27 protein-coding genes are annotated in these 24,244 nt (G+C 39.4%); 19 read left to right on the top strand and 8 right to left on the bottom strand.

All coding sequences use genetic code 11. The features are described 5' to 3' along the window. Positions 1-39: 39 nt before the first annotated feature. Both gatC and JWR23_RS07435 read right to left on the bottom strand, forming a co-directional pair. Entirely contained in the window at positions 40-327 is a 288-nt protein-coding gene (gatC, locus tag JWR23_RS07440) for an Asp-tRNA(Asn)/Glu-tRNA(Gln) amidotransferase subunit GatC (protein WP_299514890.1), read from the bottom strand. Further along, positions 324-932, bottom strand: a complete 609-nt coding sequence (locus tag JWR23_RS07435; RefSeq protein WP_367277528.1) for a lysophospholipid acyltransferase family protein — start codon at positions 930-932, stop codon at positions 324-326. The genes gatC and JWR23_RS07435 overlap by 4 nt, the downstream gene beginning before the upstream one ends. A gap of 158 nt (positions 933-1,090) precedes the next feature. Here JWR23_RS07435 and trpS point away from each other — a divergent pair, with 158 nt between their 5' ends. From trpS to JWR23_RS07415, 4 genes are all read left to right on the top strand, one after another. Beyond that, on the top strand, positions 1,091-2,086 hold the full coding sequence (trpS, locus tag JWR23_RS07430) for a tryptophan--tRNA ligase (RefSeq protein ID WP_299514884.1): 996 nt from the start codon (positions 1,091-1,093) through the stop codon (positions 2,084-2,086). A 120-nt stretch (positions 2,087-2,206) separates the two neighbouring features. Next, complete coding sequence (locus JWR23_RS07425; RefSeq protein WP_299514880.1) at positions 2,207-2,821, top strand: deoxynucleoside kinase; 615 nt, start codon at positions 2,207-2,209, stop codon at positions 2,819-2,821. A gap of 71 nt (positions 2,822-2,892) precedes the next feature. After that, positions 2,893-3,618: a 3-deoxy-manno-octulosonate cytidylyltransferase gene (gene kdsB, locus JWR23_RS07420; protein WP_299514877.1), complete on the top strand. Its 726-nt coding sequence runs from the start codon at positions 2,893-2,895 to the stop codon at positions 3,616-3,618. A 67-nt stretch (positions 3,619-3,685) separates the two neighbouring features. Next, positions 3,686-4,291, top strand: coding sequence for a hypothetical protein (locus JWR23_RS07415; RefSeq protein ID WP_299514875.1), 606 nt, complete (start codon positions 3,686-3,688; stop codon positions 4,289-4,291). 91 nt (positions 4,292-4,382) lie between these two features. On the opposite strand, the gene JWR23_RS07410 is transcribed toward JWR23_RS07415, so the two are convergent. Continuing rightward, complete coding sequence (locus JWR23_RS07410) at positions 4,383-4,955, bottom strand: hypothetical protein (protein ID WP_299514872.1); 573 nt, start codon at positions 4,953-4,955, stop codon at positions 4,383-4,385. 199 nt (positions 4,956-5,154) lie between these two features. Here JWR23_RS07410 and JWR23_RS07405 point away from each other — a divergent pair, with 199 nt between their 5' ends. The 3 genes from JWR23_RS07405 to JWR23_RS07395 all read left to right on the top strand — a co-directional run bounded on the left by JWR23_RS07405 (position 5,155) and on the right by JWR23_RS07395 (position 10,175). Continuing rightward, the gene (locus JWR23_RS07405; protein WP_299514869.1) at positions 5,155-6,765 is read left to right on the top strand and encodes a CTP synthase; all 1,611 of its coding nucleotides are present in this window, start codon (positions 5,155-5,157) and stop codon (positions 6,763-6,765) included. A 26-nt stretch (positions 6,766-6,791) separates the two neighbouring features. Further along, the gene (yidC, locus tag JWR23_RS07400) at positions 6,792-8,615 is read left to right on the top strand and encodes a membrane protein insertase YidC (RefSeq protein WP_299514866.1); all 1,824 of its coding nucleotides are present in this window, start codon (positions 6,792-6,794) and stop codon (positions 8,613-8,615) included. A 195-nt stretch (positions 8,616-8,810) separates the two neighbouring features. Then, a complete protein-coding gene (locus JWR23_RS07395) occupies positions 8,811-10,175 on the top strand; it encodes an exonuclease domain-containing protein (RefSeq protein ID WP_299514863.1) in 1,365 nt (454 codons plus the stop codon). A 44-nt stretch (positions 10,176-10,219) separates the two neighbouring features. Here the strand turns inward: JWR23_RS07395 and pyrF are convergent, their stop codons facing one another. Continuing rightward, a complete protein-coding gene (pyrF, locus tag JWR23_RS07390) occupies positions 10,220-11,050 on the bottom strand; it encodes an orotidine-5'-phosphate decarboxylase (protein ID WP_299514932.1) in 831 nt (276 codons plus the stop codon). Positions 11,051-11,367: 317 nt separating this feature from the next. Here pyrF and rho point away from each other — a divergent pair, with 317 nt between their 5' ends. The 3 genes from rho to purS all read left to right on the top strand — a co-directional run bounded on the left by rho (position 11,368) and on the right by purS (position 14,022). After that, positions 11,368-12,984, top strand: coding sequence for a transcription termination factor Rho (rho, locus tag JWR23_RS07385; RefSeq protein WP_299514860.1), 1,617 nt, complete (start codon positions 11,368-11,370; stop codon positions 12,982-12,984). Between the two features lie 80 nt (positions 12,985-13,064). Beyond that, complete coding sequence (locus JWR23_RS07380; RefSeq protein WP_299514857.1) at positions 13,065-13,787, top strand: CDP-alcohol phosphatidyltransferase family protein; 723 nt, start codon at positions 13,065-13,067, stop codon at positions 13,785-13,787. Continuing rightward, positions 13,768-14,022, top strand: a complete 255-nt coding sequence (gene purS / locus JWR23_RS07375) for a phosphoribosylformylglycinamidine synthase subunit PurS (RefSeq protein WP_299514854.1) — start codon at positions 13,768-13,770, stop codon at positions 14,020-14,022. The genes JWR23_RS07380 and purS overlap by 20 nt, the downstream gene beginning before the upstream one ends. Here purS and JWR23_RS07370 read toward each other — a convergent pair. Both JWR23_RS07370 and folK read right to left on the bottom strand, forming a co-directional pair. Next, positions 14,019-14,390: an Hpt domain-containing protein gene (locus JWR23_RS07370; RefSeq protein ID WP_299514851.1), complete on the bottom strand. Its 372-nt coding sequence runs from the start codon at positions 14,388-14,390 to the stop codon at positions 14,019-14,021. The genes purS and JWR23_RS07370 overlap by 4 nt on opposite strands. Positions 14,391-14,414: 24 nt before the next feature. After that, a complete protein-coding gene (folK, locus tag JWR23_RS07365; RefSeq protein WP_299514848.1) occupies positions 14,415-14,894 on the bottom strand; it encodes a 2-amino-4-hydroxy-6-hydroxymethyldihydropteridine diphosphokinase in 480 nt (159 codons plus the stop codon). 89 nt (positions 14,895-14,983) lie between these two features. Between folK and sppA the strand changes: the two genes are divergently transcribed. From sppA to JWR23_RS07320, 9 genes are all read left to right on the top strand, one after another. Next, a complete protein-coding gene (sppA, locus tag JWR23_RS07360; RefSeq protein WP_299514845.1) occupies positions 14,984-16,741 on the top strand; it encodes a signal peptide peptidase SppA in 1,758 nt (585 codons plus the stop codon). Positions 16,742-16,870: 129 nt separating this feature from the next. Beyond that, positions 16,871-17,155: a type II toxin-antitoxin system RelE/ParE family toxin gene (locus JWR23_RS07355; protein ID WP_299514842.1), complete on the top strand. Its 285-nt coding sequence runs from the start codon at positions 16,871-16,873 to the stop codon at positions 17,153-17,155. 7 nt (positions 17,156-17,162) lie between these two features. After that, positions 17,163-17,462 (top strand): HigA family addiction module antitoxin, encoded by a 300-nt coding sequence (locus JWR23_RS07350; RefSeq protein WP_299514839.1) that lies wholly within the window; start codon positions 17,163-17,165, stop codon positions 17,460-17,462. A 19-nt stretch (positions 17,463-17,481) separates the two neighbouring features. Next, the gene (locus tag JWR23_RS07345; RefSeq protein WP_299514836.1) at positions 17,482-19,155 is read left to right on the top strand and encodes a DNA polymerase/3'-5' exonuclease PolX; all 1,674 of its coding nucleotides are present in this window, start codon (positions 17,482-17,484) and stop codon (positions 19,153-19,155) included. 10 nt (positions 19,156-19,165) lie between these two features. Continuing rightward, the gene (locus tag JWR23_RS07340) at positions 19,166-19,720 is read left to right on the top strand and encodes a D-sedoheptulose 7-phosphate isomerase (RefSeq protein WP_299514833.1); all 555 of its coding nucleotides are present in this window, start codon (positions 19,166-19,168) and stop codon (positions 19,718-19,720) included. Positions 19,721-19,740: 20 nt separating this feature from the next. Continuing rightward, entirely contained in the window at positions 19,741-20,244 is a 504-nt protein-coding gene (gene rfaE2, locus JWR23_RS07335; protein WP_299496659.1) for a D-glycero-beta-D-manno-heptose 1-phosphate adenylyltransferase, read from the top strand. Between the two features lie 11 nt (positions 20,245-20,255). Continuing rightward, positions 20,256-21,221 (top strand): glycosyltransferase family 9 protein, encoded by a 966-nt coding sequence (locus tag JWR23_RS07330; RefSeq protein WP_299514831.1) that lies wholly within the window; start codon positions 20,256-20,258, stop codon positions 21,219-21,221. A gap of 9 nt (positions 21,222-21,230) precedes the next feature. Then, positions 21,231-21,857, top strand: coding sequence for an outer membrane beta-barrel protein (locus JWR23_RS07325; protein ID WP_299514828.1), 627 nt, complete (start codon positions 21,231-21,233; stop codon positions 21,855-21,857). A gap of 10 nt (positions 21,858-21,867) precedes the next feature. Beyond that, the gene (locus JWR23_RS07320) at positions 21,868-22,350 is read left to right on the top strand and encodes a histidine phosphatase family protein (RefSeq protein ID WP_299514826.1); all 483 of its coding nucleotides are present in this window, start codon (positions 21,868-21,870) and stop codon (positions 22,348-22,350) included. A gap of 12 nt (positions 22,351-22,362) precedes the next feature. Here JWR23_RS07320 and JWR23_RS07315 read toward each other — a convergent pair whose 3' ends face one another. After that, entirely contained in the window at positions 22,363-23,076 is a 714-nt protein-coding gene (locus tag JWR23_RS07315; protein ID WP_299514824.1) for a 2-C-methyl-D-erythritol 4-phosphate cytidylyltransferase, read from the bottom strand. Positions 23,077-23,148: 72 nt separating this feature from the next. Then, complete coding sequence (gene queA / locus JWR23_RS07310) at positions 23,149-24,198, bottom strand: tRNA preQ1(34) S-adenosylmethionine ribosyltransferase-isomerase QueA (protein ID WP_299501907.1); 1,050 nt, start codon at positions 24,196-24,198, stop codon at positions 23,149-23,151. Positions 24,199-24,244: the final 46 nt, after the last annotated feature.

Here is a 24,244-nt window from a genome sequence, read left to right as displayed (position 1 = left end):
GTTACAGATTTATTTTAAGTCCGACTTTCCAACTAATAACTACCCTATAACCTTCGCCACTAAAAAGTACTGATCATCATGCTTAGGCGCATTTTGTAAAGCTTCTTCAGGAGTAACTTCCTGCTTAACCACATCTTCGCGGAAAACATTAACCTCGTTTGACAGGTAAATCAACGGCTCAACGCCTGATGTATTGATCTCGTTCAGTTTTTCCATAAAACCCAGTATTTTATTCATGTCGCCAATCATTTCCTGCTTTTCGGTTTCGGCAAGCTCTAAACGGGCAAGGTGGGCTATTTTATCTACGGTTTCACTATCAATATTCATGCTTCAAATTTTTGTTTTATTATGCCAAATACTTTATCGCGTAAAGCATCAGCATCATCTAAAGTTAAATTGGCCGTTTCAATGGGCCTATGTACAAATATATTACAAATACCCGGTTTGCTGCCATATTCGAGGCCGGTATCCCATAATTTTTGCCAGGTGTTTAACGAGGTTACAGGTATAATGGGTATTTTTAATTCAATTGCCAGTCGAAACGGGCCATTTTTAAATTCATGTAATTGTGGAGGATATTCATCGGGGATCTTTCCTTCCGGAAATATAATTACAGTTGTTCCGTTTGTCAACCTTTCAGCAGTCTGCTTAAATGCTCTGAATGACGACATTTTACTTTCGCGGTTAACCGGTATATCAACTGATCTGAAAAATATACCGGTAACAAACTCATCCATTAGTTCTTCTTTGCCCATAAAGCAAAAATTGTTTTTTACCAGCAGGCTCATTGCAGTAATATCCAGATTTGAAATATGGTTGGGGCAAATAATGTAAGTTTTTTTCCAGTCGATAGGTTCTTCAAAGGAAAAATTATATAAAATACCTACAGTTATAGAACTTAAAAATCCCCATAAGCGCCTAACCTTATTCATGTTCTTATACCGTTGGGGCTTGCGTGAAAAATAATAAAGAAAGGGGCTCAATAAAATGTAAAAAAAAGCAACGCTATACCTGTAAATATAGCAGTGCAATTTCTTCAATATTATTTTCATCGTCCCCAAAAATATAAAAAATCCTTACTTTCGCCGCTATGGAAACTGTTGTTAGTGGTATCAGGTCTACCGGGAACCTGCATTTAGGTAATTATTATGGTGCAATACAAAACTTTGTAAAAATGCAGCATGAGTATAACTGCTTTTTTTTTATTGCTGATCTGCATTCATTAACCACGCATCCAACCCCTGCCAACCTGCATACTAATGTAAAAAGTGTACTGGTTGAGTATCTGGCAGCCGGCATCGATCCCGAAAAAGCCACCATCTATGTACAGTCTGACGTACAGGAAATAGCCGAGCTATACCTGTACCTGAACATGAATGCCTATTTAGGCGAACTGGAGCGCAGCACCTCATTTAAAGATAAAGTGCGTGCTCACCCGGATAATGTTAACGCCGGGCTATTAACCTATCCGGTTTTAATGGCGGCAGATATATTGATACACCGGGCCACAAAAGTACCGGTAGGCAAAGATCAGGAGCAACACCTGGAAATGGCCCGCACCTTTGGCAACCGGTTTAACCGTTTATACAATAATGAGTATTTTCCTGAACCATACGCTTTCAACTTTAGCGAGAAACTGGTTAAAATTCCGGGGCTTGACGGTAAAGGGAAAATGGGAAAATCAGAAGGAGAGGGGAATGCCATTTTTCTTTCAGACCCGCCCGAGGTGATCCGCAAAAAAGTAATGCGTGCTGTAACAGATAGCGGGCCAACCACAGAAAATCAAGCAAAACCAGAAGAAATACAAAACCTTTTCGATCTGATGAAAGTAGTATCAACTCCCGATACACTGGCTCATTTTGATAATTTATATAATACGGTACAAATACGTTACGGCGATTTAAAAAAACAATTAGCCGAAGACATGATCATTGCTACTACGCCAATCCGTGAACGCATAAACGAGATTGCCAATGATGCCCCATACCTGCGCCAGGTAGCCCGCTACGGTGCTATAAAGGCAAGAGAAAGTGCTTCTAAGACGATAAAAGAGGTGAGAGAAATTATTGGGTTTAAAAGTTTTTAATTTTAAGACCATAGACCATAGTCGATGGTCCATAGTAGATTAGCCATGGACTATGGTCTATCGACCATGGACTAACCAAAACATTTTGACTTTTAACATTCAAATTATATCTTAGCAAATATGCACATAGCTATTGTTGGAAACATAGGAGCCGGTAAAACTACGCTCACCGAATTACTGGCCAAAAATTATGGCTGGGAACCATTATATGAAGCTGTAGATAATAATCCGTACCTGGAAGATTTTTATAGCGACATGAAACGCTGGAGCTTTAACCTGCAGATATATTTTCTGAACAGCCGTTACAGGCAGATCATCGATATACAAAAAAGTGGGCGCAACATTATACAAGACAGAACCATTTATGAGGATGCCTATATTTTTGCAGAAAACCTGCATGATATGGGCCTGATGACCAGCCGCGATTACGAAAACTACGAATCTATCTTCAACAATATAACCGAATATATTAAGCCGCCCGATCTGTTGGTTTATTTAAAAGCATCTGTGCCAACATTGGTAAACAATATTCAGCGCCGGGGCAGGGAGTATGAAATTGGTATCCGCATTGATTATTTATCTAAATTGAACGAGAAATACGACAAATGGATAAGCGGCTATAAGCTGGGTAAGTTGTTGGTACTGGATAAGGATAACCTTGATTTCGCTAATAGTACAGAGGACATGTCGTCCATTATTCAATTGGTAGAGCGGGAAGTAAACGGTTTATTTTAATTTTAGAAGTACGATTTACGATTTACGATTAGCTGATGGTAATCGTAAATCGTAAATCTCAAATCGTAAATATGTTGGTTCTCGGTATTATTCCTGCACGTTACGCTTCATCACGGTTTCCGGGGAAGCCGTTGGTTGATATTGGAGGCAAAAGCATGATACAGCGGGTTTATGAACAGGCTAAAAAGTGCGATCATTTAACCGAGGTTATTGTTGCTACGGATGATGCCCGCATATTTGATCATGTAACAGCTTTTGGCGGAGTGGCGGTAATGACCAGCACCAACCACCATAGCGGAACCGACCGTTGTGCCGAGGTTGCACTGGCGCATCCGCAATATCATGTGGTAATAAACATACAGGGCGATGAACCTTATATTGATCCTGAACAAATAACAAAACTGGCCGCTTGCTTTGCCACGCCCGATGTACAAATAGCCACCTTGGTAAAAAGAGTTAAAACAGAGCAGGAACTGCATAATCCTAATACTCCTAAAGTGATTGTAAACAAGCTGGATGAAGCGGTTTACTTTTCGCGCTCGGCATTGCCGCATATAAGGGGTGAAGAGCCGCAAAACTGGCTGGAGTTTTATCCTTATTTTAAACACATAGGCATTTATGGTTACCGGGCCGATGTTTTGCAACAGATAACAAAACTGCCCATATCGGCCTTAGAAAAAGCCGAAAGCCTGGAGCAACTGCGCTGGATAGAGAATGGCTATCGCATAAAAGTTGCCGAAACAGATTTGGAAACTTACGCTGTAGACACACCCGAGGACCTGGAATTACTTAAATAATTATAATTAAAGTACCAACCACACTATAACAATACCTGTACCGTTATACACCTTTAACCTGAACATAATGAAAGCATTATTTAAAAATTTGTTTATTGCCGGCATAGCCGTGTTATTTGCAACTGATGTAAATGCGCAGAAAAAAGGGAAAAGGGTTTCTGATTATGTGATAACGCCCAAAGACGATACAGTAGCTTGTGTAATAACCATTCCATTTTTGGGTAAAGATACTTATACACCGATGGATGATGACCCGCAGCCATTAAGGCCCGAAGACATAAAGGGATATTATCTCCGCAGTAAAAATGCGCATTTCCAGTCGGTATACAGGCCTAATGAAAAAAAGCCGGTGTTTTTAAAAGCGCTTGAAACAGGAAAGATAAATTTATACGAAGATACGGTATCAAATAACATAACAGACAGTTACAAGGCAGTATGGTATATAGCCAAATGGAACGGTAAAATAGTAGAATTAAAGAGATCTAAAATAGCCCCCGCTAAACCGGGTAAAGTACCTAAAAACGAGCTTGAAGAAATGTTAATGGACAACAAAAATGTTTATGATGTTTATACGCACGATAAGGTATTTACTTTTGATGAGGCCCGAAGCTTTATCCATTTTTATAATACCGGGGTATGGCAGCAGGGTTGGGTGCAAGCTTATCCGCATTAATAATTTATAGTATACCTAAGTAACTTAGGTGTGTATATGTATACGGTAGTGTATACACCATATACACCCATATACACTGTATTTGTTCGGCTTATTTCACCTTACTATACAGCGCTGCCACCTTGCTATGGCATTCGTTCAGCACCACTACCGCCTGGGTTAAATTATCAACCACCTTGTGTTTAAATGCTTTGCTGCTGCGGTTTTTATGTATTTCCCGCAACAGTTCATCATTTTCATAGAGCCGCATATCCAAATGGTCGTATACTTCGGCTGTGTTAAAGTCTTTTATCTTTAAATTATCAATTAAGCCTCGGTTATTGATCAGTATTTTTTTAAGGTCGGTAATATTCTTTTCCATTATCCGCAACGAGTTATTAAAGTGATGATCGTTAAAGCCCCCTTTATTTATCAGGTTTATTAAACCGTTCTGGTTTATCAGCAGCACATTCACTTTCTTATTAAAATCAACCGCTAAATTTTTAAAGCTGACCCTATCCGGTCGATGAGCTATGATTTCAACATTGTCTAATACTCTTGAAAACAGCTTCGATATTAAATTTAGCGAGTACAGGTAACTTTGGTACTCGTCGCGGTGTTTTTTCTGCGCGTAATTGGTTTCGGTAATAAAGAGCAATGCTATTAGCAGCAATATTTTTTTCATGTTGTAGTCGACTTATAGTTATGTAGAAAGAAATTATTTCTTCTTTTGTTTAAAAATAAAACCAGGATACCTTTAAATAACTAAACCTTTTCAACAATTGTGATTTTGTAAACCAAACCCCAAAAAATTTCTTACTTTTGTATCCCGTACACAAACAATTAGCAGCGGCTTAAAATTGCTGCCAATATTCAAAAAAATCATGACTAAATACATATTTGTTACGGGCGGTGTGACCTCTTCGTTGGGGAAAGGCATTATATCGGCTTCATTGGCCAAACTTCTACAATCGCGCGGATACAGCGTAACCATTCAAAAATTCGATCCTTATATTAACATCGATCCGGGAACATTGAACCCTTACGAACATGGGGAATGCTATGTTACCGAAGATGGCGCCGAAACCGACCTTGACCTTGGCCATTACGAGCGTTTTTTAAACACGCCAACGTCCAAAGCCAACAACATTACTACAGGGCGTATCTATCAAAATGTAATCAACAAAGAACGCGAAGGCGCTTTTTTAGGAAAAACAGTACAGGTTGTTCCGCATATTACTGATGAGATAAAACGTAACATCCGTATACTGGGCGAAGATGGTAAATATGATATTGTAATAACCGAATTAGGCGGTACCGTAGGCGATATTGAATCGTTACCATACATAGAAGCGGTAAGGCAGTTTAGATGGGAGGTGGGCTCGGGCAATTCATTAGTGATACACCTTACGCTAATACCTTTCCTTGCAGCAGCCGGCGAATTAAAGACCAAACCAACCCAGCACTCTGTTAAGATGTTGCTGGAATATGGTATACAACCTGATATTTTGGTTTGCCGTACAGAGCATCATCTGAATATGGATATCAGAAAAAAAATCGCTTTATTTTGTAACGTTAACATCAATGCAGTTGTCGAATCAATTGACGCGTCAACTATTTATGATGTGCCTTTACTGATGTTGAAAGAGCAATTGGATAAAACGGTATTAACAAAATTAAAGCTGCCTCATAAAACAGAGCCGCAATTAGAAAACTGGAAAGACTTTTTGGGCCGCTTAAAAAATCCAACATCCGAAGTACGTATTGGGTTAGTTGGTAAATATGTAGAACTGCCCGATGCTTATAAATCTATCACCGAGTCATTCATCCACGCGGGTGCAAAAAATGAATGTAAAGTAAGGGTAGAATATATCCCATCAGAACAATTAACACCGGGCAACGCTATTGATAAGTTGCTGGGCCTGCATGGTGTACTGGTTGCACCGGGCTTTGGTGAGCGTGGTTTTGAAGGTAAAATAGAAGCCATACGTTATGTGCGCGAAAATAATATTCCGTTTTTTGGTATTTGTTTAGGGATGCAATGCGCGGTGGTTGAATTTGGCCGTAATGTTTTAGGACTAAAAGATGCCAGCAGTACAGAAATGAACCCGGATACACCAAACCCGGTAATTGCCATGATGGAGGAGCAAAAGAAAGTGGTAAACAAAGGCGGTACCATGCGTTTAGGCGCTTATGCCTGCGACCTTAAAAAAGGAAGCAAAGCCGCCGCCATATATGGTAAACAGCATATAAGCGAGCGCCACAGGCACCGTTATGAGTTTAATAACGACTATTTAAAACAATATGAAACTGCCGGATTAACACCATCGGGCTTTAACCCGGAGAACAATCTGGTGGAGATAGTTGAGCTAAAAAATCACCCGTTTTTTGTGGGTGCACAGTTTCACCCCGAATTAAAATCAACAGTTGCAAATCCGCACCCACTTTTTATTAACTTTGTCGCCGCTTCGCTGGCTTATGCCCGCAAGAAATAGTTAATTTGAGTACGATACAATAGATAATGGATAGAAATACATTTACAGGATTATTCCTGATCATGGTCATTATAGCCGGTTCAGTTTGGTTTTTAAGACCGAGCGACACTGAGATCAAAAAAGAAAAAGCACTACAACACCAGGATTCACTAAAAAGAGCAGGTATAAAAACAACACCTGTTACCGCAACAATTGATACTGCAAAGGCTGCTAAAACAATTGATACCGCTGCATTAAAAAGCCCGTTTGGCGCTACATTAAAAGGCAGCGAAAAATTGATCACCTTAGAGAATAAGGACCTCCGCATTAAGTTAACCACACTTGGTGGCCGCATATACTCGGTCGAATTAAAAAACTTTAAAACGTTTGATAAAAAACCGCTGATATTATTTGATGGCGATGCAAACAAGTTTGGTTTTAGTTTTGCAGCAGGTGTGGCTAATATCAATACTAACGAAAGGTATTTTACCCCAAGCGCCGCAGGTTTGCAGGTTACAGGTAAAGATTCGTCGTCAATAACCATGCGTTTAAGCTATAGCCCAACGCAGTATATTGATTATATATATACCTTAAAAGGCGATGGTTATAAAGTTGGCTTTACTATTAAACCTACCGGTTTAGATAATGTAATTGCCAACAGCAGCAGTATTACTTTAAATTGGGAGAGCAGCCTGCACAGGCTTGAAAAAAGCCTTACGCTTGACCACCAGTATACCATGATACAGTACCTGGATACAGAGAATGATTATAATGATCTGGGTGATACGAAGGACAATCAGAAAGATATTAATGATAAAAAATTACAATGGGTATCGTTTAAGCAACACTTCTTTTCGAGTGTATTATTAACTAAAGAAGGGTTTACCAAATCAAGCCTTACCGTAAGTACCGATACTACTAACCATGCGGATATTAAACAGCTTAAAGCTAATTTAACATCGGCGCGCAGCGCCGACGGTACTTTCCCGTTTGATTTTTATTTCAGCCCTAATCATTACAAAACGTTAGAGGCCGAGGGTCATGGTTTAGAAAAACAAATTAACCTGGGCTGGGGTCCGTTAAAATATGTTAACCGTATTGCGGTAATACCGGTGTTTAACATATTGACCCAATTTAACTGGAACTATGGTTTAATAATACTGGCATTAACCGTCATCCTGAAATTAGTTTTATCACCGCTTACCTACAAGTCATATTTATCAATGGCCAAGATGCGGGTATTAAAGCCGGAGATGGATGAAATTAAAGCTAAAGTTGGCGAAGATAACCCTACATTATTACAACAGGAGTACTTAAAGCTTTACAAAAAAGCAGGCGTAAACCCGTTGGGCGGATGTTTACCGCTATTGATACAAATGCCTATTGTTATCGCGTTCTTCCGCTTTTTCCCGGGCTTGTTTGAGCTGCGCGGACAAGGGTTTTTATGGATGCATGACCTATCGACTTATGACTCGATAGTAAACTTTGGTTTCAGCATACCTTTTATTGGCGATCACTTAAGTTTAATGTGTTTGCTGATGACAATATCAACCCTGATATATACCTACTTTAACAACCAGATATCGGGCGTAAGCGGGCAGATGAAATACATAGGGTACATTACCCCGATCATTTTCCTTGGCGCATTGAACGGCTATCCGGCAGGTTTGAATTATTATTATTTCCTGGCAAACATGCTTACTTTCTTACAGCAATATCTTATCCGCTTAATGGTTGATGATAAAAAGATACATGCCCAGATACAGGAAAACAAAAAGAAACCTGAAGACAAAAAGAAAAAATCAGGTTTCAGTGCCAAAATGGAAGAGATGATGCGTAATCAGCAGCAAGTGCAGGCGAAAAAGAAGTAGTGATTAGAGATTAGTTAATTAGAGATTAGTTAATTAGAGATTAGTTATATGGCCCGCGATTTATCGTGGGTCTTTTTTTGTGGTACAACGCTCTTTTTCATTATCGTTCGAATTGACTATAAATAAAATATATATTTCAACTGATCTCCAATCTCTAATTAACTAATCACTAAATTTGTTAGTAAATTTAACATCATGTATGCAATTGTAGATATCGAGACCACGGGAGGGCATGCCAGCGCAAATGGTATAACCGAAATTGCTATTTGCTTACATGATGGTAAAAAAGTAACCAAACGCTTTAGCACACTTGTAAATCCCCGCAGGGACATACCTATTTACATACGCGCCCTAACCGGCATTACCAACGAAATGGTAGCCGTAGCCCCGCCGTTTGAAGATGTGGCTGCCGATATTTACCATATGCTGCACGGCAAAATATTTGTTGCCCATAACGTAAATTTCGATTATTCTTTTGTGCGCTATCATTTAGCCGTGGCAGGGTATGAGCTGCAGAGCAACAAATTATGTACCGTTAGGCTGGGCCGAAAAATATTACCGGGACTACCATCCTACAGCTTAGGCAAGCTTTGCCGGCATTTAGGTATTGATAACGAAAGCCGTCACCGCGCCATGGGCGACGCGGACGCTACATCCGAATTATTTAGCCTGCTGCTACGTAACGATAAAGAGGATCATATTAAACAGGCCCTGAAACAAGACTCTAAAGAACAGGTACTGCCGCCGAATTTGCCAAAAACCGCGGTACAGCAATTGCCGTCAACACCGGGCGTATATTATTTCCATGATCAAAAAGGGAAGGTGATATACGTAGGTAAGGCCAAAAATATAAAGAAACGGGTAAGCAGTCATTTTACGGGCAATAACCCGGGCCTGCAGCGGCAGGAGTTTATGCGCAATATTCATCAGATAACTCACCAGGTTTGCGGTACAGAGCTGATAGCTTTTGTATTAGAGGCTGTAGAGATAAAGCGCCTGTGGCCAAAATATAACCGCTCATTAAAACGCTTTGAACATGCTTATGGCTTATATATGTTCGAAGATCAGCGTGGCTATATGCGTTTGGCGGTTGATAAGCACCGTAAATACACCGGGGCAATTTATACCTGCAACTCCATACTGGAGGGCCGTGCCATATTGAACCAATTGATTGATACCTTTAAGCTTTGCCCTAAGCTTTGCTTCATTCAAAATAATACAGAACCGTGTACCGGCACTGCGCAGGATCAATGCGCCTGCACCGGAATAGAAACAGCCGATAGCTATAACCAAAAAGTAGACCTCGCCATTGCCGAACTAAACAAGGCGCTGCCCACCTTCGCCATCCGCGATGAGGGCCGTACCGACGACGAGCATAGCTGTATACTGGTCGAGAAAGGCAAGTTTTATGGCATGGGGTATATCTCGCACTATTTTGATGTAGAGAGCTTACAGCAGCTTAAAAACTATATTACGCCATACCCGGGTAATGATTATATTAAAAATCTGGTAGCTAATTATGCGGAGAAATTCCCGCAAAGGAAGGTTGAGTTTTCCTAATTTCCTCCCCGAACGTCCTTGCAATGACGCTGGGGAACAGTTTATTAAATCACTCCCGCTTTCTCCAACTCCACCTGCATTTGCTGCTGCATCTTCAATGCTTCGGCACGCGCGGCATCTGCAAAGTCCTCACCATTACCGGCGTAGATGATGGAGCGCGAGGCATTTATTAAAAGGCCGCAATCTTTGGTCATGCCATATTTGCATACATCTTCCAGGCTGCCGCCTTGTGCGCCTACGCCGGGTACCAGTAAAAAGTTATTGGGAGCATATTTGCGTATAGCGGTAAACTCGGTGTTTTTTGTGGCGCCAACTACATACATTATCCTATCGGCACCTCCCCAGGTATTGGCCTTTTTAATCACAGCTTCGTACAGATAGCCATCGCCGGTTTCTAAATATTGAAAATCTTTACTGCCTACGGATGAGGTAAGGGCGAGTATAATAACCCATTTACCATCATACTTTAAATAAGGGGTAACACTGTCGTTCCCCATATAAGGCGTAACCGTAATGGCATCAAAGCTCATTCCTGACGTTGCTTCATCAAAAAAAGCTTTGGCATATTTATCAGAGGTATTGCCAATATCGCCGCGCTTGGCATCGATTATATTTAAACAATTGGTGGGCAAATATTTCCAGGTATCAATCAAGCTTTGCAGCCCTTTAACACCATAACTTTCATAAAAAGCCGAGTTTGGTTTATAAGCCACACACAAGTCTTTGGTAGCATCAATTATGCGTTTATTAAACTCAAGTATAGGGTCGGGGTATTGTTTTAAAAATTGGGGTATCTTATCAAGATCAGTATCCAGCCCTACGCATAAAAAGGATTTTTTTTGTTTGATCTGGTCTATCAGTTGCGGGCGTGTAATCATGGAAGGGTGCTGGATTTTTTGTAGGCTCAAAAAAACTAAAAATTACTTTAACTGTTGGCTTATTTAAAGATATTTTTTTAAAAAGTTTGATATTTTAAATTATTTGCTTAAAATTGCAGTGTTATCCTTTGAATTTTTCTTGCACTAAAGAAACAATTTTAAAATTCCACGTTATTTATCATATAAGGTTACTGGTTTTAAACATTGCAAAACAAGCTGCAAATAAATTTCTTTCAAAACAACCTGAGCATAATACATTTAAGACTCACGAATAACTATCGTAATAAAAATCCTTTTGAACTATAATTCATATCATGTCTGATAAAATCGAATTGAACGACAAACTCGTTTCTGAGTTGCGCGAAATTGCTAAAAGTTTAGGTATAGCTGATGCCGATGCACTTAGAAAGCCTGAGCTAATAACCAATATTGTACAAATGCAGCAATTAATTGATGCTGCAAGAGCACAACAAAATACCGTAGAAAATAACTACGCCGAAATTACTGTATCCAATACAGAAGAAGGCGGCGAAAAGAAAACACGTAATCGAATACGTACCATAAAAAACACTAATCTGCCGCGGGTGGATGTGCCGTTAGATGATACAAATTTATTTGACCTGCAGGATGATGAGCCGCAGACAGATGAAGGCGAAGAAGCGATAACTGCGGCAGTAACTGAACCGGATGCAGAGCAACAGGAAAGCGGAATGCCGTTGGCCATGGCTGAAGAACCTGCTACTGATAGTCGCCCGCAGAAATTTGAGCGCCGGGTTAATAATCAAAAAAGCCAGGATCCTGCTATTAATCTTGATTTTGATAATGTTATTGTAAACGAAGGTGTATTGGAAATTATGCCGGATGGTTATGGTTTCCTGCGTTCGTCTGATTACAACTATTTGACGTCTCCTGATGATATTTACGTATCGCAATCACAAATAAAATTATTCGGCCTTAAAACCGGCGATACCGTTCGCGGAAGCATACGCCCGCCAAAAGAAGGTGAAAAATATTTCCCATTGGTACGTGTAGAAGCCATTAATGGCCGTATACCTGCCGAAGTGCGTGACCGTGTTCCGTTTGATCACTTAACACCTCTTTTCCCATCAGAAAAACTGAGCTTGTTTACAGATCCGGGTAATTACTCAACCCGTATTATGGACCTGTTCTCGCCGATAGGTAAGGGGCAGCGTGGTTTAATTGTGGCACAGCCTAAAACAGGTAAAACAATGTTATTAAAGGATGTGGCCAACGCTATCGCCAAGAACCACCCTGAAGTATATTTGATCATCCTGCTGATAGACGAACGCCCTGAAGAGGTTACCGATATGGCCCGCAGCGTACGTGCCGAAGTTGTTTCATCAACATTTGATGAGCCAGCAGAGCGTCATGTGAAGATAGCTAACATTGTATTAGAAAAAGCTAAGCGCATGGTTGAATGCGGCCATGACGTAGTTATACTATTAGATTCTATAACCCGTTTGGCGCGTGCTTATAATACAGTGGCACCTGCATCAGGTAAAATATTATCAGGTGGTGTTGATGCTAACGCGTTGCACAAGCCTAAACGCTTTTTTGGTGCGGCCCGTAATATTGAAGATGGCGGCTCATTAACCATTATTGCTACCGCTTTAACAGAAACCGGATCAAAAATGGACGAGGTTATATTTGAAGAATTTAAAGGTACAGGTAACATGGAGTTACAGCTGGATCGTAAATTATCAAATAAACGAGTGTTCCCGGCTATTGATATTACTGCTTCAAGTACCCGTCGTGATGATTTGTTGTTAGACAGGGAAACCTTACAACGTATATGGATACTGCGTAACCACTTGGCTGATATGAACTCAATTGAGGCGATGGAATTCTTACAAAGCCAGATAAGAGGTACAAAAACTAACGAAGAGTTCTTAATATCCATGAATTCTTAATAATTTTGGTTTGCTATTTGCAGGTATATTTACCTGCAAATAATAAACACTTAATATAAGTTTGATACCTTCCCACCGAAATGAAGAAGCGGGTTAAAAAACACCTACCCAATGCCATTACCTGTGCAAACCTGTTTAGCGGGTGTGTTGGTATTGTTTTTGCATTCCAGGAAAATTTAATATTTGCAGCCTACGCGCTTTTTTTAGCAGCTATTTTTGATTTCTTTGATGGTTTTGCATCGCGTGTGCTCCAATCTTTTTCGGGTATCGGCAAAGAACTGGATTCGCTGGCTGATATGGTTAGTTTCGGCGTTTTGCCATCAGTTATATTATACGAGCTGTTTTTACAGGCGCCGCAGATACCTCATGTAAGTATGTTTTTAAACTTTAGCGCCTTTTTAATACCCGTATTTTCGGCACTCAGGCTGGCTAAGTTTAATACAGATAGCCGCCAGGCCGAAATATTTATTGGTTTACCAACACCGGCCAACGCTATATTGATTGCTTCGTTTCCGCTAATAATTCAGCAATACAGCAATTTGGCGGTTTATATATTAAACCCTTACGGTTTAACTGTATTTGTAGTGGTTATGTGCGCGCTGTTAGTAGCCGAACTGCCGCTGATGTCGCTTAAGTTTAAAAACAAAGACTTCAACAAAAATATATATCGCTATTTACTGCTGTTGTTTTCGGCAATATTGATACTATTTTTTAAATTTGTTGCAGTTCCGGTGGTTATATTTATCTATATCACTTTATCCATAATTCAATTTAAAATAGCAGATGACAACATTCCAGGCTGAAATAGACGTAATGCCCAAAAAAGAAATACTTGACCCACAAGGAAAAGCCGTAACCGGAAGTATGAAAAATTTGGGCCTGGCCGAAATACAAAACATACGCATTGGCAAGCACATCTCCCTGCAAATAGAAGCCGATAGCGCAGCAATTGCTCATGAAAAAGTTGAGTTGGCCTGTAAAAATTTATTGGCTAATTTAATTATGGAGAGCTATAGCTATACAATAGAGCAGATTTAAAGCTTAGCTTCAGTTTCTTCTTTTATCTTTAATAGGGCGATGGTATTAGCAGCTATTAATTCCCGCACCTCGTCAAACTTGGTTGATACATCCGCGGAATTTGGCGCACCCGTTTTGCAGCTTAATTCAATATGTTGAATTAATGCCTGGCTATTTAACATGCCAAAAAATCCCAGGGTAGCTTTTAGCTTATGTGCTGCCGATGATGCCGTTGCCCAATCCATTTCCTCTAATGCATTGCTTATATCCTGTAATGAGGATGGGGTTTGCTGTAAAAACATATCTATCGACTCAATAATAAATTCATTGCTGCCATCTGCAATTTCATGCAATAGGGAAAGATCAAGATCGGGTGATGTGTTTGACATATAAGGAGTTATATAAACTCAAATTTATAATTTTTTTACAATTAAGTTATCTTTCAAATCTTTTTTCAATTGTAAGCTGCTCTTGTGTAAAACCGGGTGAATAAGATCAGGCGCTATTTCTGCCAGCGGCTCTAAAGTAAACCGGCGGTTATGTAATTCAGGGTGAGGTACTTGCAAGCCAGGTTCATCAATAATAGCCGCGTTATAATATAAAATATCAATATCAATAATACGCGGTCCCCATTTCTCTTCCCGCTTTCTCCCCATCACATTTTCAATAGCTAATATTTTTTCAAGTATGGTTTGGGCCGATAGTTCGGTTTGCAGCTCGATAACAAGATTTAAATAATCAGGTTCATCACTTTTTCCCCATGACTGTGTTTCATAAACTGATGATATTTTTATAGTTGGAGCAATATCATATTCTATATGCCTTATAGCTTGTTGCAAAAATAGTTTCCTATCTCCCAAATTACTGCCTAATAATAAAAATACGTTATTCATTGTTGTAACAAATATTATAGATGTGGCTCTTAATATTATACCGCATGGTTTTATTAAGTTTGCATAGATATAAATATTTATAATAGTAAATGAAGCAATTTTTCAAATTTGTATTAGCAACATTCGTTGGCATCATATTAACCACCGTAATTATAATTTTAGTTTTTATAGGTATTATAGCAGCTGGTAGTGATAATACGGTAGTGGTTGATGCTAACTCGGTTTTACATATAGCTATAAAATATCCTATAACAGAGCGTACTGCAAACAATCCACTGGCCGCATTAAGTTTTTTAGGGTTTGACGGCGATAAAGCAATAGGGCTTAAAGATATTTTAGCCAATATAAAAAAGGCAAAAGCCGATAATAAAATAAAGGGGATATTTTTAGATGAAAGCTATATGCTATCAGGCGAAGCCACTACGGAAGAAATACGCAACGCCCTGATAGACTTTAAAAGATCAGGCAAATTCATTATTGCTTACTCTGAGATTTATACAAAGGGATTTTACTATTTGGCATCCGTTGCAGATAAAGTTTATATCAATCCTAAAGGCATTATGGAATTTAATGGCTTTAACTCAGAGATCACTTTCTTAAAAGGTGCTTTGGATAAATTGGGTATAGAGGCACAGATAATTAAAGTAGGCACTTATAAAAGCGCTGTTGAGCCATTGGTACTTACCAGGATGAGTGATGCCAACCGCTTGCAGGTTACCTCATACCTGGGATCATTATATGATCATTTTTTAACCGGCATTAGTAAAAGCAGGGGCATAAGCAAAGACTCATTATTTGCTTATGCAAATCAGATGCGTATTAAAGAACCCGAAGATGCTTTGAAATATAAACTGGTTGACGGTTTAAAGTATAAAGACGAGATTTTAGATGAATTTAAACAACGTTTAGGCGTTAAGGCTAAAGACAATATAAAAAGTGTTGATATAGCAGAATATAGCAAGAGCGAAGAGGATATGAAAGAGATTTCCACCAATCGTATAGCGGTGGTTTATGCTTCGGGCGATATTGGTGGTGGCGAGGGTAATGATAATAGTATTGGTTCTGAAGCCATATCAAAAGCTTTGCGCAAGGTAAGATTGGATAAAAAGATAAAGGCGGTAGTATTGCGTGTAAACTCACCGGGGGGCAGTTCATTGGCATCAGACGTGATATGGCGTGAGGTAATGCTTACCAAAAAGGTAAAGCCTATAATAGTTTCTATGGGCGATGTCGCGGCATCCGGCGGTTACTATATCTCGTGTGCTGCCGATTCTATATTTGCCGAACCTAATACCATAACCGGTTCGATAGGCATTTTTGCCATTTTGCCAAATATGCAAAAACTGTTTAATGATAAGTTAGGTGTAACTTTTGATGGTGTTAAAACCGGTAAATTTGCCGATTTGGGTAATACTACCCGTCCGCTAACACCCGAAGAAAGAGCCATACTGCAAAGCGAAATAAACCATGGTTATGATGATTTTACAAAAGCAGTTGCAGCAGGACGCCATAAAACACAGGCATATATTAATACAATAGGGCAGGGCCGCGTTTGGACGGGCGCACAAGCTGTTAATATTGGCTTGGTAGATCGTTTAGGTAATATTGAGGATGCAGTGAAATCAGCAGCAAAAAAGGCTAAGCTTAAAGATTACAGACTGGTTGCCTATCCCGAACAAAAAAGTGTTTTCAACAAATTGGGACAAAGCTTTGGTGTAGAGATGAAAACCCGTATACTTCAATCAGAGCTTGGCGAGAACTACCGTGTGTATGAGCAAATTAAAAAAATGACCTCAATGATGCGTACCCCGCTTGCCAGGATGGAATATGATGTGGTGGTGAAATAACCTAAATTCCTAAAATACATAGTGAATTTGGATTTCAATACCAAACAACATTATGTCCGGCTTACAAATGTTTAATTATAAAGTTGTATTTTAAAATTGACAATTGTAAATTTACAGTTTACAATTTGCATGATCCAAGGTTTTAAGCACAAAGAACTTCGGCTGCTATGGGAGCAAGGGAAAAGTAGTAAATTACCTGCTGACCAAACTAATCGCATCGAAAGAATGTTAGACATTATTGATAGTGCCCAACAAGTGCCTGATGATTTTGGAGCCTTTCAGAATTGGAATATCCATAAGCTTTCAGGTGATCTAAAAGATTTTTGGAGCATTAAGGTAAATAAGAATTACCGTATTATATTTCGATTTGACGGGCAACATGCATACGATCTTGATTACATTGATTATCATTAAGAACGCCATGAAAAGACAAATGAGACATATACATCCCGGTGAAGTTTTGCGAGAAGAAGTAATTACTGCTAACGAATTGACTGTTACTGCAGCTGCCAAAATGTTGGGTATTTCTCGCCAAAGTTTGAATAAAATTATTCATGAACAATCAGATATTACTCCTGAAATGTCTTTTAGGATTGCAAAAGTATTTGGTGGTACAGCTGATATTTGGGCAAATATGCAGACCAAATTTAATCTGCATTTAGCCGCCGAGAAAACTAAGGAGCTTAATTTGCAACCTTATAATTATAAGCACTCCGCTTAGCTTTTGTTACAAATCCACCATGGAAAACAAAGCCATAGCTCATAAACTTCGTTTGTTATCACAGTTAATGGAGCTGCATGATATCAATCCTTTCAAAATTAAATCAATAGCTAACGCTGCTTTTAAGGTGGATAAGCTGCCTTTTAAGATTGAGGATAAAAGCTACGAGGAATTAGAAAAGATAGATGGAGTAGGCAAAAGCCTTGCAGCTAAAATAGTAGAACTTTTAAATACCGGCACCATGGTAGAGATGGATGAGCTTTTGGCCGCCACGCCGCCCGGTGTTGTAGAAATGATGCATATAAAAGGCATTGGCGCTAAAAAGGTATCAACCATTTGGCATGATATGGGTATTGAAACTATAGGCGAGTTGTATTATGCCTGTAACGAAAACCGCCTGATAGAAGCTAAAGGCTTTGGCCTGAAAACTCAGGATGAGATACGTAAGGTTATTGAATTTACCATGGCCAGCAGCGGTAAATTTTTATATGCGCAGGTTGAGCCCGAAGCTGATAAGCTGACAGACCAAATAAAAAGTATGTTTTCGAATGCGTTAATAGAGTTTGCAGGCGAATACAGGCGGCTTTGCGAGATCATTACAGAACTTGTTTTGATTGTGGGCAGCCGTGACCAGGAAATTGCTTTTCAAACTATTTCACATTCAGACATACTGCACAATAAAATCATAAAAGAAAATTGTTTGGTTGGCGAAACCGACAATGGTTTAAAGGTTACCATTTTTGTAGTAGAGAAAAGATATTTTTTTAAAACACTATTCCTTAAGACCGGCGATGATGAACATGTAAAGGTTGTTTTAGAGCGCAGTGCAGATGAAGCTGACCAGCCCGAAAACGAAGAGCTTATCTATCAAAAAGCAGGACTTGTTTTTATGAAGCCCGAACTGCGTGAAGGCATCACATTTATTGATAGAGCTGCCAATGATAAATTGCCGCGACTAATATCTTACAATGACCTGAAAGGTACATTGCATAACCATAGCACCTGGAGCGATGGTGTTAACTCGATAGAAGAAATGGCCGTGTATTGCCGCGATGAGCTGAAACTGGAATACCTGGGCATGTGCGACCATAGCAAAAGCGCTTTTTACGCCAAAGGCCTAAGTATTGAGCGGGTGCTGCAACAACAGGAAGAGATAGATCATTTGAATAAAAAATTAAATGGTTTTCATATATTCAAGGGCATTGAATCGGATATTTTAAATGATGGCTCGCTGGATTACCCGGATGAGATATTGAAGAAGTTTGATTTTATAGTAGCCTCTGTTCATTCCAATTTAAAAATGAGCGAAGAAAAGGCAACCGAAAGATTGATAAAAGCAATTGAGAATCCGTATACCACTATACTTGGTCACCCAACGGGGCGTTTATTATTAAGCCGCAATGGTTATGCTATCAATTATAAAAAGGTAATTGATGCCTGTGCCGCCAATAATGTAGTGATAGAAGTTAATTCTAATCCGTTACGTCTTGATCTCGACTGGCGCTGGCACCAATACGCATTGGATAAAGGTGTTTGGTTATCAATCAACCCGGATGCACACCGCATTGAAAAATTTTTAGATATGCATTACGGAATAATAGTTGCCAGAAAAGGCGGATTGTACAAGGAAAGGTGTTTGAATGCCTTATCATTGCAGGAAATAACGCAAGTGTTTAAAACGAAGAAAAAATAAATTTAATAAAATGGTTATTGAAGAACTTAAGGATCATCAAAATATTATACAAAAGGTAATTGATACGCTTGCGACTGATATTGAGAAAGCCTGTGATATGATAACTACTGCAATAAAAAACGGTAATAAGGTTTTAATTGCCGGCAATGGCGGCAGCGCTGCAGATGCGCAGCACATTGCTGCCGAACTAAGTGGCAGGTTTGTAAAAGACAGGAAAGCATTGCCGGGGATTGCCTTAACCACCGATACATCTGCACTAACATCCATTGCGAATGACTATGGTTATGAGTACGTTTTTTCGCGCCAGCTGGAGGCGCTGGCCCAGCCGGGCGACTTGTTTATTGGCATATCTACCAGCGGCAATAGCCAGGGGGTACTAAATGCTTTTAAAACGGCAAAAGCTATCAATTGTAACGCATTAGGGCTTTCGGGCAGGGATGGTGGCCAGATGAATGGGCTATGCGATCTTAATATCATCATACCATCAACTATTACTGCACGTATACAAGAAATGCATATTCTTATAGGGCATATATTGTGTAAAGCTGTAGATGATCTTTTTTAACTGCTGCTTATATTTACATTATGAGGATCAATCTTGAAAAAACACTGTTAAACAAAATTACCGATCTGCATACGCTTAAACACCGTATAGCTGCCTGGAAATTTGAGGGTAAAAAGGTAGTATTTACAAATGGGGTATTTGATTTGCTGCATATTGGCCATATAACCTATATGGCAAAGGCGGCAGAATTGGGCGATAAGCTAATTATAGGCTTGAATGCCGATAGCTCTGTAAAGCGCCTTAAAGGGGATGGCCGCCCTATAAATGACCAGAATAACCGCGCGGCATTATTGGCGGCATTGTTTTTTGTTGATGCTGTTGTTGTATTTGAAGAAGATACACCACTTAATTTGATCACTGCTTTATTGCCGGACATATTAGTAAAAGGCGCCGATTACACTATCGATAATATAGTTGGCGCTAAAGAAGTAATAGCTAACGGAGGAGAAGTAAAAACCATTGATTTTGTTGACGGATATTCCTCAACGTCTATTATTCAAAGAATAAGGAACCAGGTTACTTAAGCTGTAGCAAAATGAAAATACTGGTTATCCGCTTTAGCTCTATGGGCGATATAATTTACACAACGCCTGTTGTGCGATGCCTTAAAAAGCAATTAGCCGGTGCCGAAGTTCATTTTATAACCAAGCCAGCCTTTAAATACATTTACGATAATAACCCTTACGTAGATAAACTGCTTTTATTAAAGCCCAATCTGTCTGATACGATAAAAGATATAAAGGCAGAGCGGTATGATTACATTATAGATCTGCATAATAACCTGCGTACCGCGTTAATTAAGCTCAGAACAGGTATTCGCTCATCAACTTATAAAAAACAAGTCATCCGCAAATGGTTAAGTTTAAAACTAAATTTAAATCTGGTGCCACCCGTTCATTTGGTTGATAGGTATATGGAAGCTGTAAAGTTTTTAAATGTAAAAAACGATGAGCAACCTATTGATTATTACATTAAAGCAGATCATCAGCTGGATAAATTGCTGCCTGTTTCGCACCGGGGAGCATATATAGTTTTCATAATAGGAGCCACACATTTCACTAAACGCATGCCTAATGAAAAGATAATTAATATATGCAGTGAAATTAATAGCCCCGTTGTTTTGCTGGGTGGTAACGATGTTAAAGCAAACGGCGATATAATAGCAGGCATGCTTGGTGCTAAAATTTACAATGCCTGCGGTATAACCTCGTTGGATGAATCGGTATTTTTGGTATCAAAAGCAACAAATATTATTGGCTTTGATACCGGGTTAACCCATATAGCCGAGGCGTTTGATAAACCCATTGTATCTGTATGGGGAGGTACCGCGCCCCAATTATTAGGTGTACAGCCCTATAAAGTGAAAGAAGTTTTAGTGGCAGATGTTGAATTGCCTTGCAGGCCATGCTCTAAATTTGGATTGCCTGCCTGCCCCCTGGGGCACTTTAAATGTATGTATGATATTAATGAAAATGCTATAACAGAATTTGTAAACAAGTAGTTTAGCATTATGAAAAAAGCAATAATAATTATCTTCCTGTTTTTAATAACCTGTTTATATGCAGATGCGCAAATAACTTATGGTGCAAAAATTTCGGGTGGGTTGGCTTATCAAAAAATTAATAATGCGTATATTATTGCAGCGGGTTCTATAAAAACATTTAATATACGGGGGACAGCACAAATGCCGGTTAACAATGGATTTTGGCTGGAGGCAGGTATAGGTATAGCCGGTAAGGGTTCTGTTGTATATAATGATGCGTTAACCACTACCACTCATTTAACTTATCTGGAGCTACCGGTTAATGTTTTAAGGAAGTTTAAATTTACTGATCTTGGAGTTTTCTATATTGGAGCCGGAGGCTATATAGCAATGGGTTTAGGTGGTAAGCTGGGTTATGAAACTCCCGGAAGTAGTACATCTGATAATGTTAAATTTGGTAAAGCGGATGACGCTCAAAAATTTGATGCCGGATTGGGCTTTTCAACCGGTTTTGAATTTCGTAATAAACTAACATTTAACCTGGCTTACTCATTGGGGATAAATAATATTGCATCAACCACCCAACAAGATTCGGGTACTAGTGTTGTTAAGAACAGGGAGTTTTCCATTGGTTTGGGCTACCTGTTTAAATAACAAATTTACTATGAAAAAACTATTATTAATAAGGCATGCTAAAGCCACCCACGAAACCGGATACCCAGACTTTGAGCGGCCGTTAAAGCCGTCGGGTTTACAAGATGCCGCCATAATGGCCGGGCGGTTAAAGCAACATTCACATATTCCGCAGCTACTGGTATCAAGCCCATCTTTGCGTACAATTAGTACGGCCAATGTTTTCTCGCAACATTTATCTATACCGGCGGCCGAAGAGATTAGCAGTATTTATGAGGCCGGTCAGGATGATCTTGTTGATATAATTAGCCAATTAATTGATACTCATAATTTTATTGGACTGGTTGGCCATAACCCCGGCATAGGGCAAGTGCTTTACCATTTAACAGGTAAAATACATAGTGTACCTCCCTGTGCTGTGGCATTAATAGAATTTGATATAGATACGTGGGCGGCTATAAGCGATAAAAGTGGTAAATTAGTTTATTATGATACGCCAAAAGGTAACGGCTAAGATTTCTGTAGTCTATTTGCTTTTCAACAATAATTCTGCAATAGCAATATCTTCAGGGAAAGTTATTTTAATGTTTTGATAGCTGCCGTTAATTAAATTTATTTTAACGCCCATTTCTTCAACCACACTTGCGTCATCAGTAAATTTAGTATGATAGGGTTGTTGATATGCTTTTTTAAGTTGGGCCGATTGAAAAGTTTGCGGGGTTTGTACCAGGTAAATTTCGTCGCGGTTTAAATGGGTAGAAGTGTCGCCTTTTAATTGCCTTGCCGAATCGCGGCTTTTAACGGCTGTAATGGCATTGCCGTGTTTAGCCGCACTTTGATATGACTCATCAATTATCTCGCGATTGGTAAGTGGCCTTACTGCGTCATGCACTGCTATAAGCGCCTGCTCGTTGTCCGGCACCAGTTTTAACCCATTTTTAACAGAATGAAAACGTGTTTCGCCACCATTTATTAGCTGGTGCGGAATAGTAAAATTATGGGTTTTACAAAGTTGCTTCCAATAGTCATGAAAATCAGCAGGAAGTACCAGGATAAGCTGTGGCTGTGATTGGCTTTGGTAAAAAGCCAACATGGTATGCATCAAAACCGGAATACCATTAAGCGATAAGAATTGCTTCGGCACTACCGACAGCATCCTGCTACCCGAACCACCGGCTACTATAATGGCGTAGTTAGATTTGGGATTTAAGATTTGAGACTTGAGATCGGGATTGCTCATGGGTAGCTAAATTATAAAAAAAATGGGATTTGAGTTTGTCTCAAATCCCACATCTAATATCTCAAATCTTAATTATATAATCAGCATTGCATCGCCATAACTATAAAAGCGATACTTTTCTTTTATAGCCACTTCATAAGCATTCATAACATGTTCATAACCGCCAAATGCAGATACCATCATTAACAACGTTGATTCTGGTGTGTGGAAATTGGTGATCATTGAATTTGCTATACTAAACTCGTATGGCGGAAATATAAATTTGCTGGTCCAGTCATTAACCGGTTTTAAAGTCTTGCTTGCAGATACGGCCGACTCAATAGCGCGCATACTGGTGGTGCCAACAGCACAAATACGTTTTTTACGTTCAATACCACGGTTTACTATATCAGCTTGCCTTTGCTCAATGATAATTTGCTCTGAGTCCATTTTATGCTTGGTCAGATCCTCAACCTCAACCTGGCGGAAAGTTCCTAAACCAACATGCAGGGTAACTTCGGCAAATTCAACACCTTTAAGTTCAAGGCGTTTCATTAGTTCGCGACTAAAGTGTAAGCCTGCGGTAGGAGCCGCAACAGCGCCTTCGTGCTTAGCAAAAATGGTTTGATAGCGTTCCTTATCTTCGGCAGTAGCTTTACGTTTTATGTATTTAGGAAGCGGTGTTTCACCCAATATTTCTACGTTACGGCGAAACTCTTCTTCGGTACCATCAAACAAAAACCTAATAGTACGGCCGCGCGACGTGGTGTTATCAACAACTTCGGCAATTAACAAATCATCATCACCAAAATATAATTTGTTACCTACACGTATTTTACGTGCCGGATCAACTAAAACATCCCACAAACGGAGCTCTTTATTTAGCTCCCTCAACAAAAATACTTCAATAGTAGCTCCTGTTTTTTCTTTATTGCCGTACATGCGGGCAGGGAATACTTTTGTATTGTTAAGTATCATAACATCCTGGTCATCAAAATAATCCAGAACGTCTTTAAAAACTTTATGCTCAATCTTGCCAGAATCACGGTGTAATACCATTAAACGCGATTCGTCGCGGGTAGCGGCGGGTGTGTGTGCAATTAATGATTCGGGTAAATTGAATTTAAATTGAGATAATTTCATGCTTATATATATGAATTTTCAGGGCGCAAATGTACAAATATAATTA

This window comes from Mucilaginibacter sp., from assembly GCF_028288205.1.
Lineage (GTDB): Bacteria > Bacteroidota > Bacteroidia > Sphingobacteriales > Sphingobacteriaceae > Mucilaginibacter.
Note: the sequence above shows the minus strand (reverse complement) of the source record. Positions and strands in the feature narration are given on the sequence as shown.

Coding starts and splice junctions, on each gene's coding strand:
- gatC (WP_299514890.1), bottom strand. CDS start 327: ATGAATATTGATAGTGAAACCGTAGATAAAATAGCCCACCTTGCCCGT.
- JWR23_RS07435 (WP_367277528.1), bottom strand. CDS start 932: ATGAATAAGGTTAGGCGCTTATGGGGATTTTTAAGTTCTATAACTGTA.
- trpS (WP_299514884.1), top strand. CDS start 1,091: ATGGAAACTGTTGTTAGTGGTATCAGGTCTACCGGGAACCTGCATTTA.
- JWR23_RS07425 (WP_299514880.1), top strand. CDS start 2,207: ATGCACATAGCTATTGTTGGAAACATAGGAGCCGGTAAAACTACGCTC.
- kdsB (WP_299514877.1), top strand. CDS start 2,893: ATGTTGGTTCTCGGTATTATTCCTGCACGTTACGCTTCATCACGGTTT.
- JWR23_RS07415 (WP_299514875.1), top strand. CDS start 3,686: ATGAAAGCATTATTTAAAAATTTGTTTATTGCCGGCATAGCCGTGTTA.
- JWR23_RS07410 (WP_299514872.1), bottom strand. CDS start 4,955: ATGAAAAAAATATTGCTGCTAATAGCATTGCTCTTTATTACCGAAACC.
- JWR23_RS07405 (WP_299514869.1), top strand. CDS start 5,155: ATGACTAAATACATATTTGTTACGGGCGGTGTGACCTCTTCGTTGGGG.
- yidC (WP_299514866.1), top strand. CDS start 6,792: ATGGATAGAAATACATTTACAGGATTATTCCTGATCATGGTCATTATA.
- JWR23_RS07395 (WP_299514863.1), top strand. CDS start 8,811: ATGTATGCAATTGTAGATATCGAGACCACGGGAGGGCATGCCAGCGCA.
- rho (WP_299514860.1), top strand. CDS start 11,368: ATGTCTGATAAAATCGAATTGAACGACAAACTCGTTTCTGAGTTGCGC.
- JWR23_RS07380 (WP_299514857.1), top strand. CDS start 13,065: ATGAAGAAGCGGGTTAAAAAACACCTACCCAATGCCATTACCTGTGCA.
- purS (WP_299514854.1), top strand. CDS start 13,768: ATGACAACATTCCAGGCTGAAATAGACGTAATGCCCAAAAAAGAAATA.
- JWR23_RS07370 (WP_299514851.1), bottom strand. CDS start 14,390: ATGTCAAACACATCACCCGATCTTGATCTTTCCCTATTGCATGAAATT.
- folK (WP_299514848.1), bottom strand. CDS start 14,894: ATGAATAACGTATTTTTATTATTAGGCAGTAATTTGGGAGATAGGAAA.
- sppA (WP_299514845.1), top strand. CDS start 14,984: ATGAAGCAATTTTTCAAATTTGTATTAGCAACATTCGTTGGCATCATA.
- JWR23_RS07355 (WP_299514842.1), top strand. CDS start 16,871: ATGATCCAAGGTTTTAAGCACAAAGAACTTCGGCTGCTATGGGAGCAA.
- JWR23_RS07350 (WP_299514839.1), top strand. CDS start 17,163: ATGAAAAGACAAATGAGACATATACATCCCGGTGAAGTTTTGCGAGAA.
- JWR23_RS07345 (WP_299514836.1), top strand. CDS start 17,482: ATGGAAAACAAAGCCATAGCTCATAAACTTCGTTTGTTATCACAGTTA.
- JWR23_RS07340 (WP_299514833.1), top strand. CDS start 19,166: ATGGTTATTGAAGAACTTAAGGATCATCAAAATATTATACAAAAGGTA.
- rfaE2 (WP_299496659.1), top strand. CDS start 19,741: ATGAGGATCAATCTTGAAAAAACACTGTTAAACAAAATTACCGATCTG.
- JWR23_RS07330 (WP_299514831.1), top strand. CDS start 20,256: ATGAAAATACTGGTTATCCGCTTTAGCTCTATGGGCGATATAATTTAC.
- JWR23_RS07325 (WP_299514828.1), top strand. CDS start 21,231: ATGAAAAAAGCAATAATAATTATCTTCCTGTTTTTAATAACCTGTTTA.
- JWR23_RS07320 (WP_299514826.1), top strand. CDS start 21,868: ATGAAAAAACTATTATTAATAAGGCATGCTAAAGCCACCCACGAAACC.
- JWR23_RS07315 (WP_299514824.1), bottom strand. CDS start 23,076: ATGAGCAATCCCGATCTCAAGTCTCAAATCTTAAATCCCAAATCTAAC.
- queA (WP_299501907.1), bottom strand. CDS start 24,198: ATGAAATTATCTCAATTTAAATTCAATTTACCCGAATCATTAATTGCA.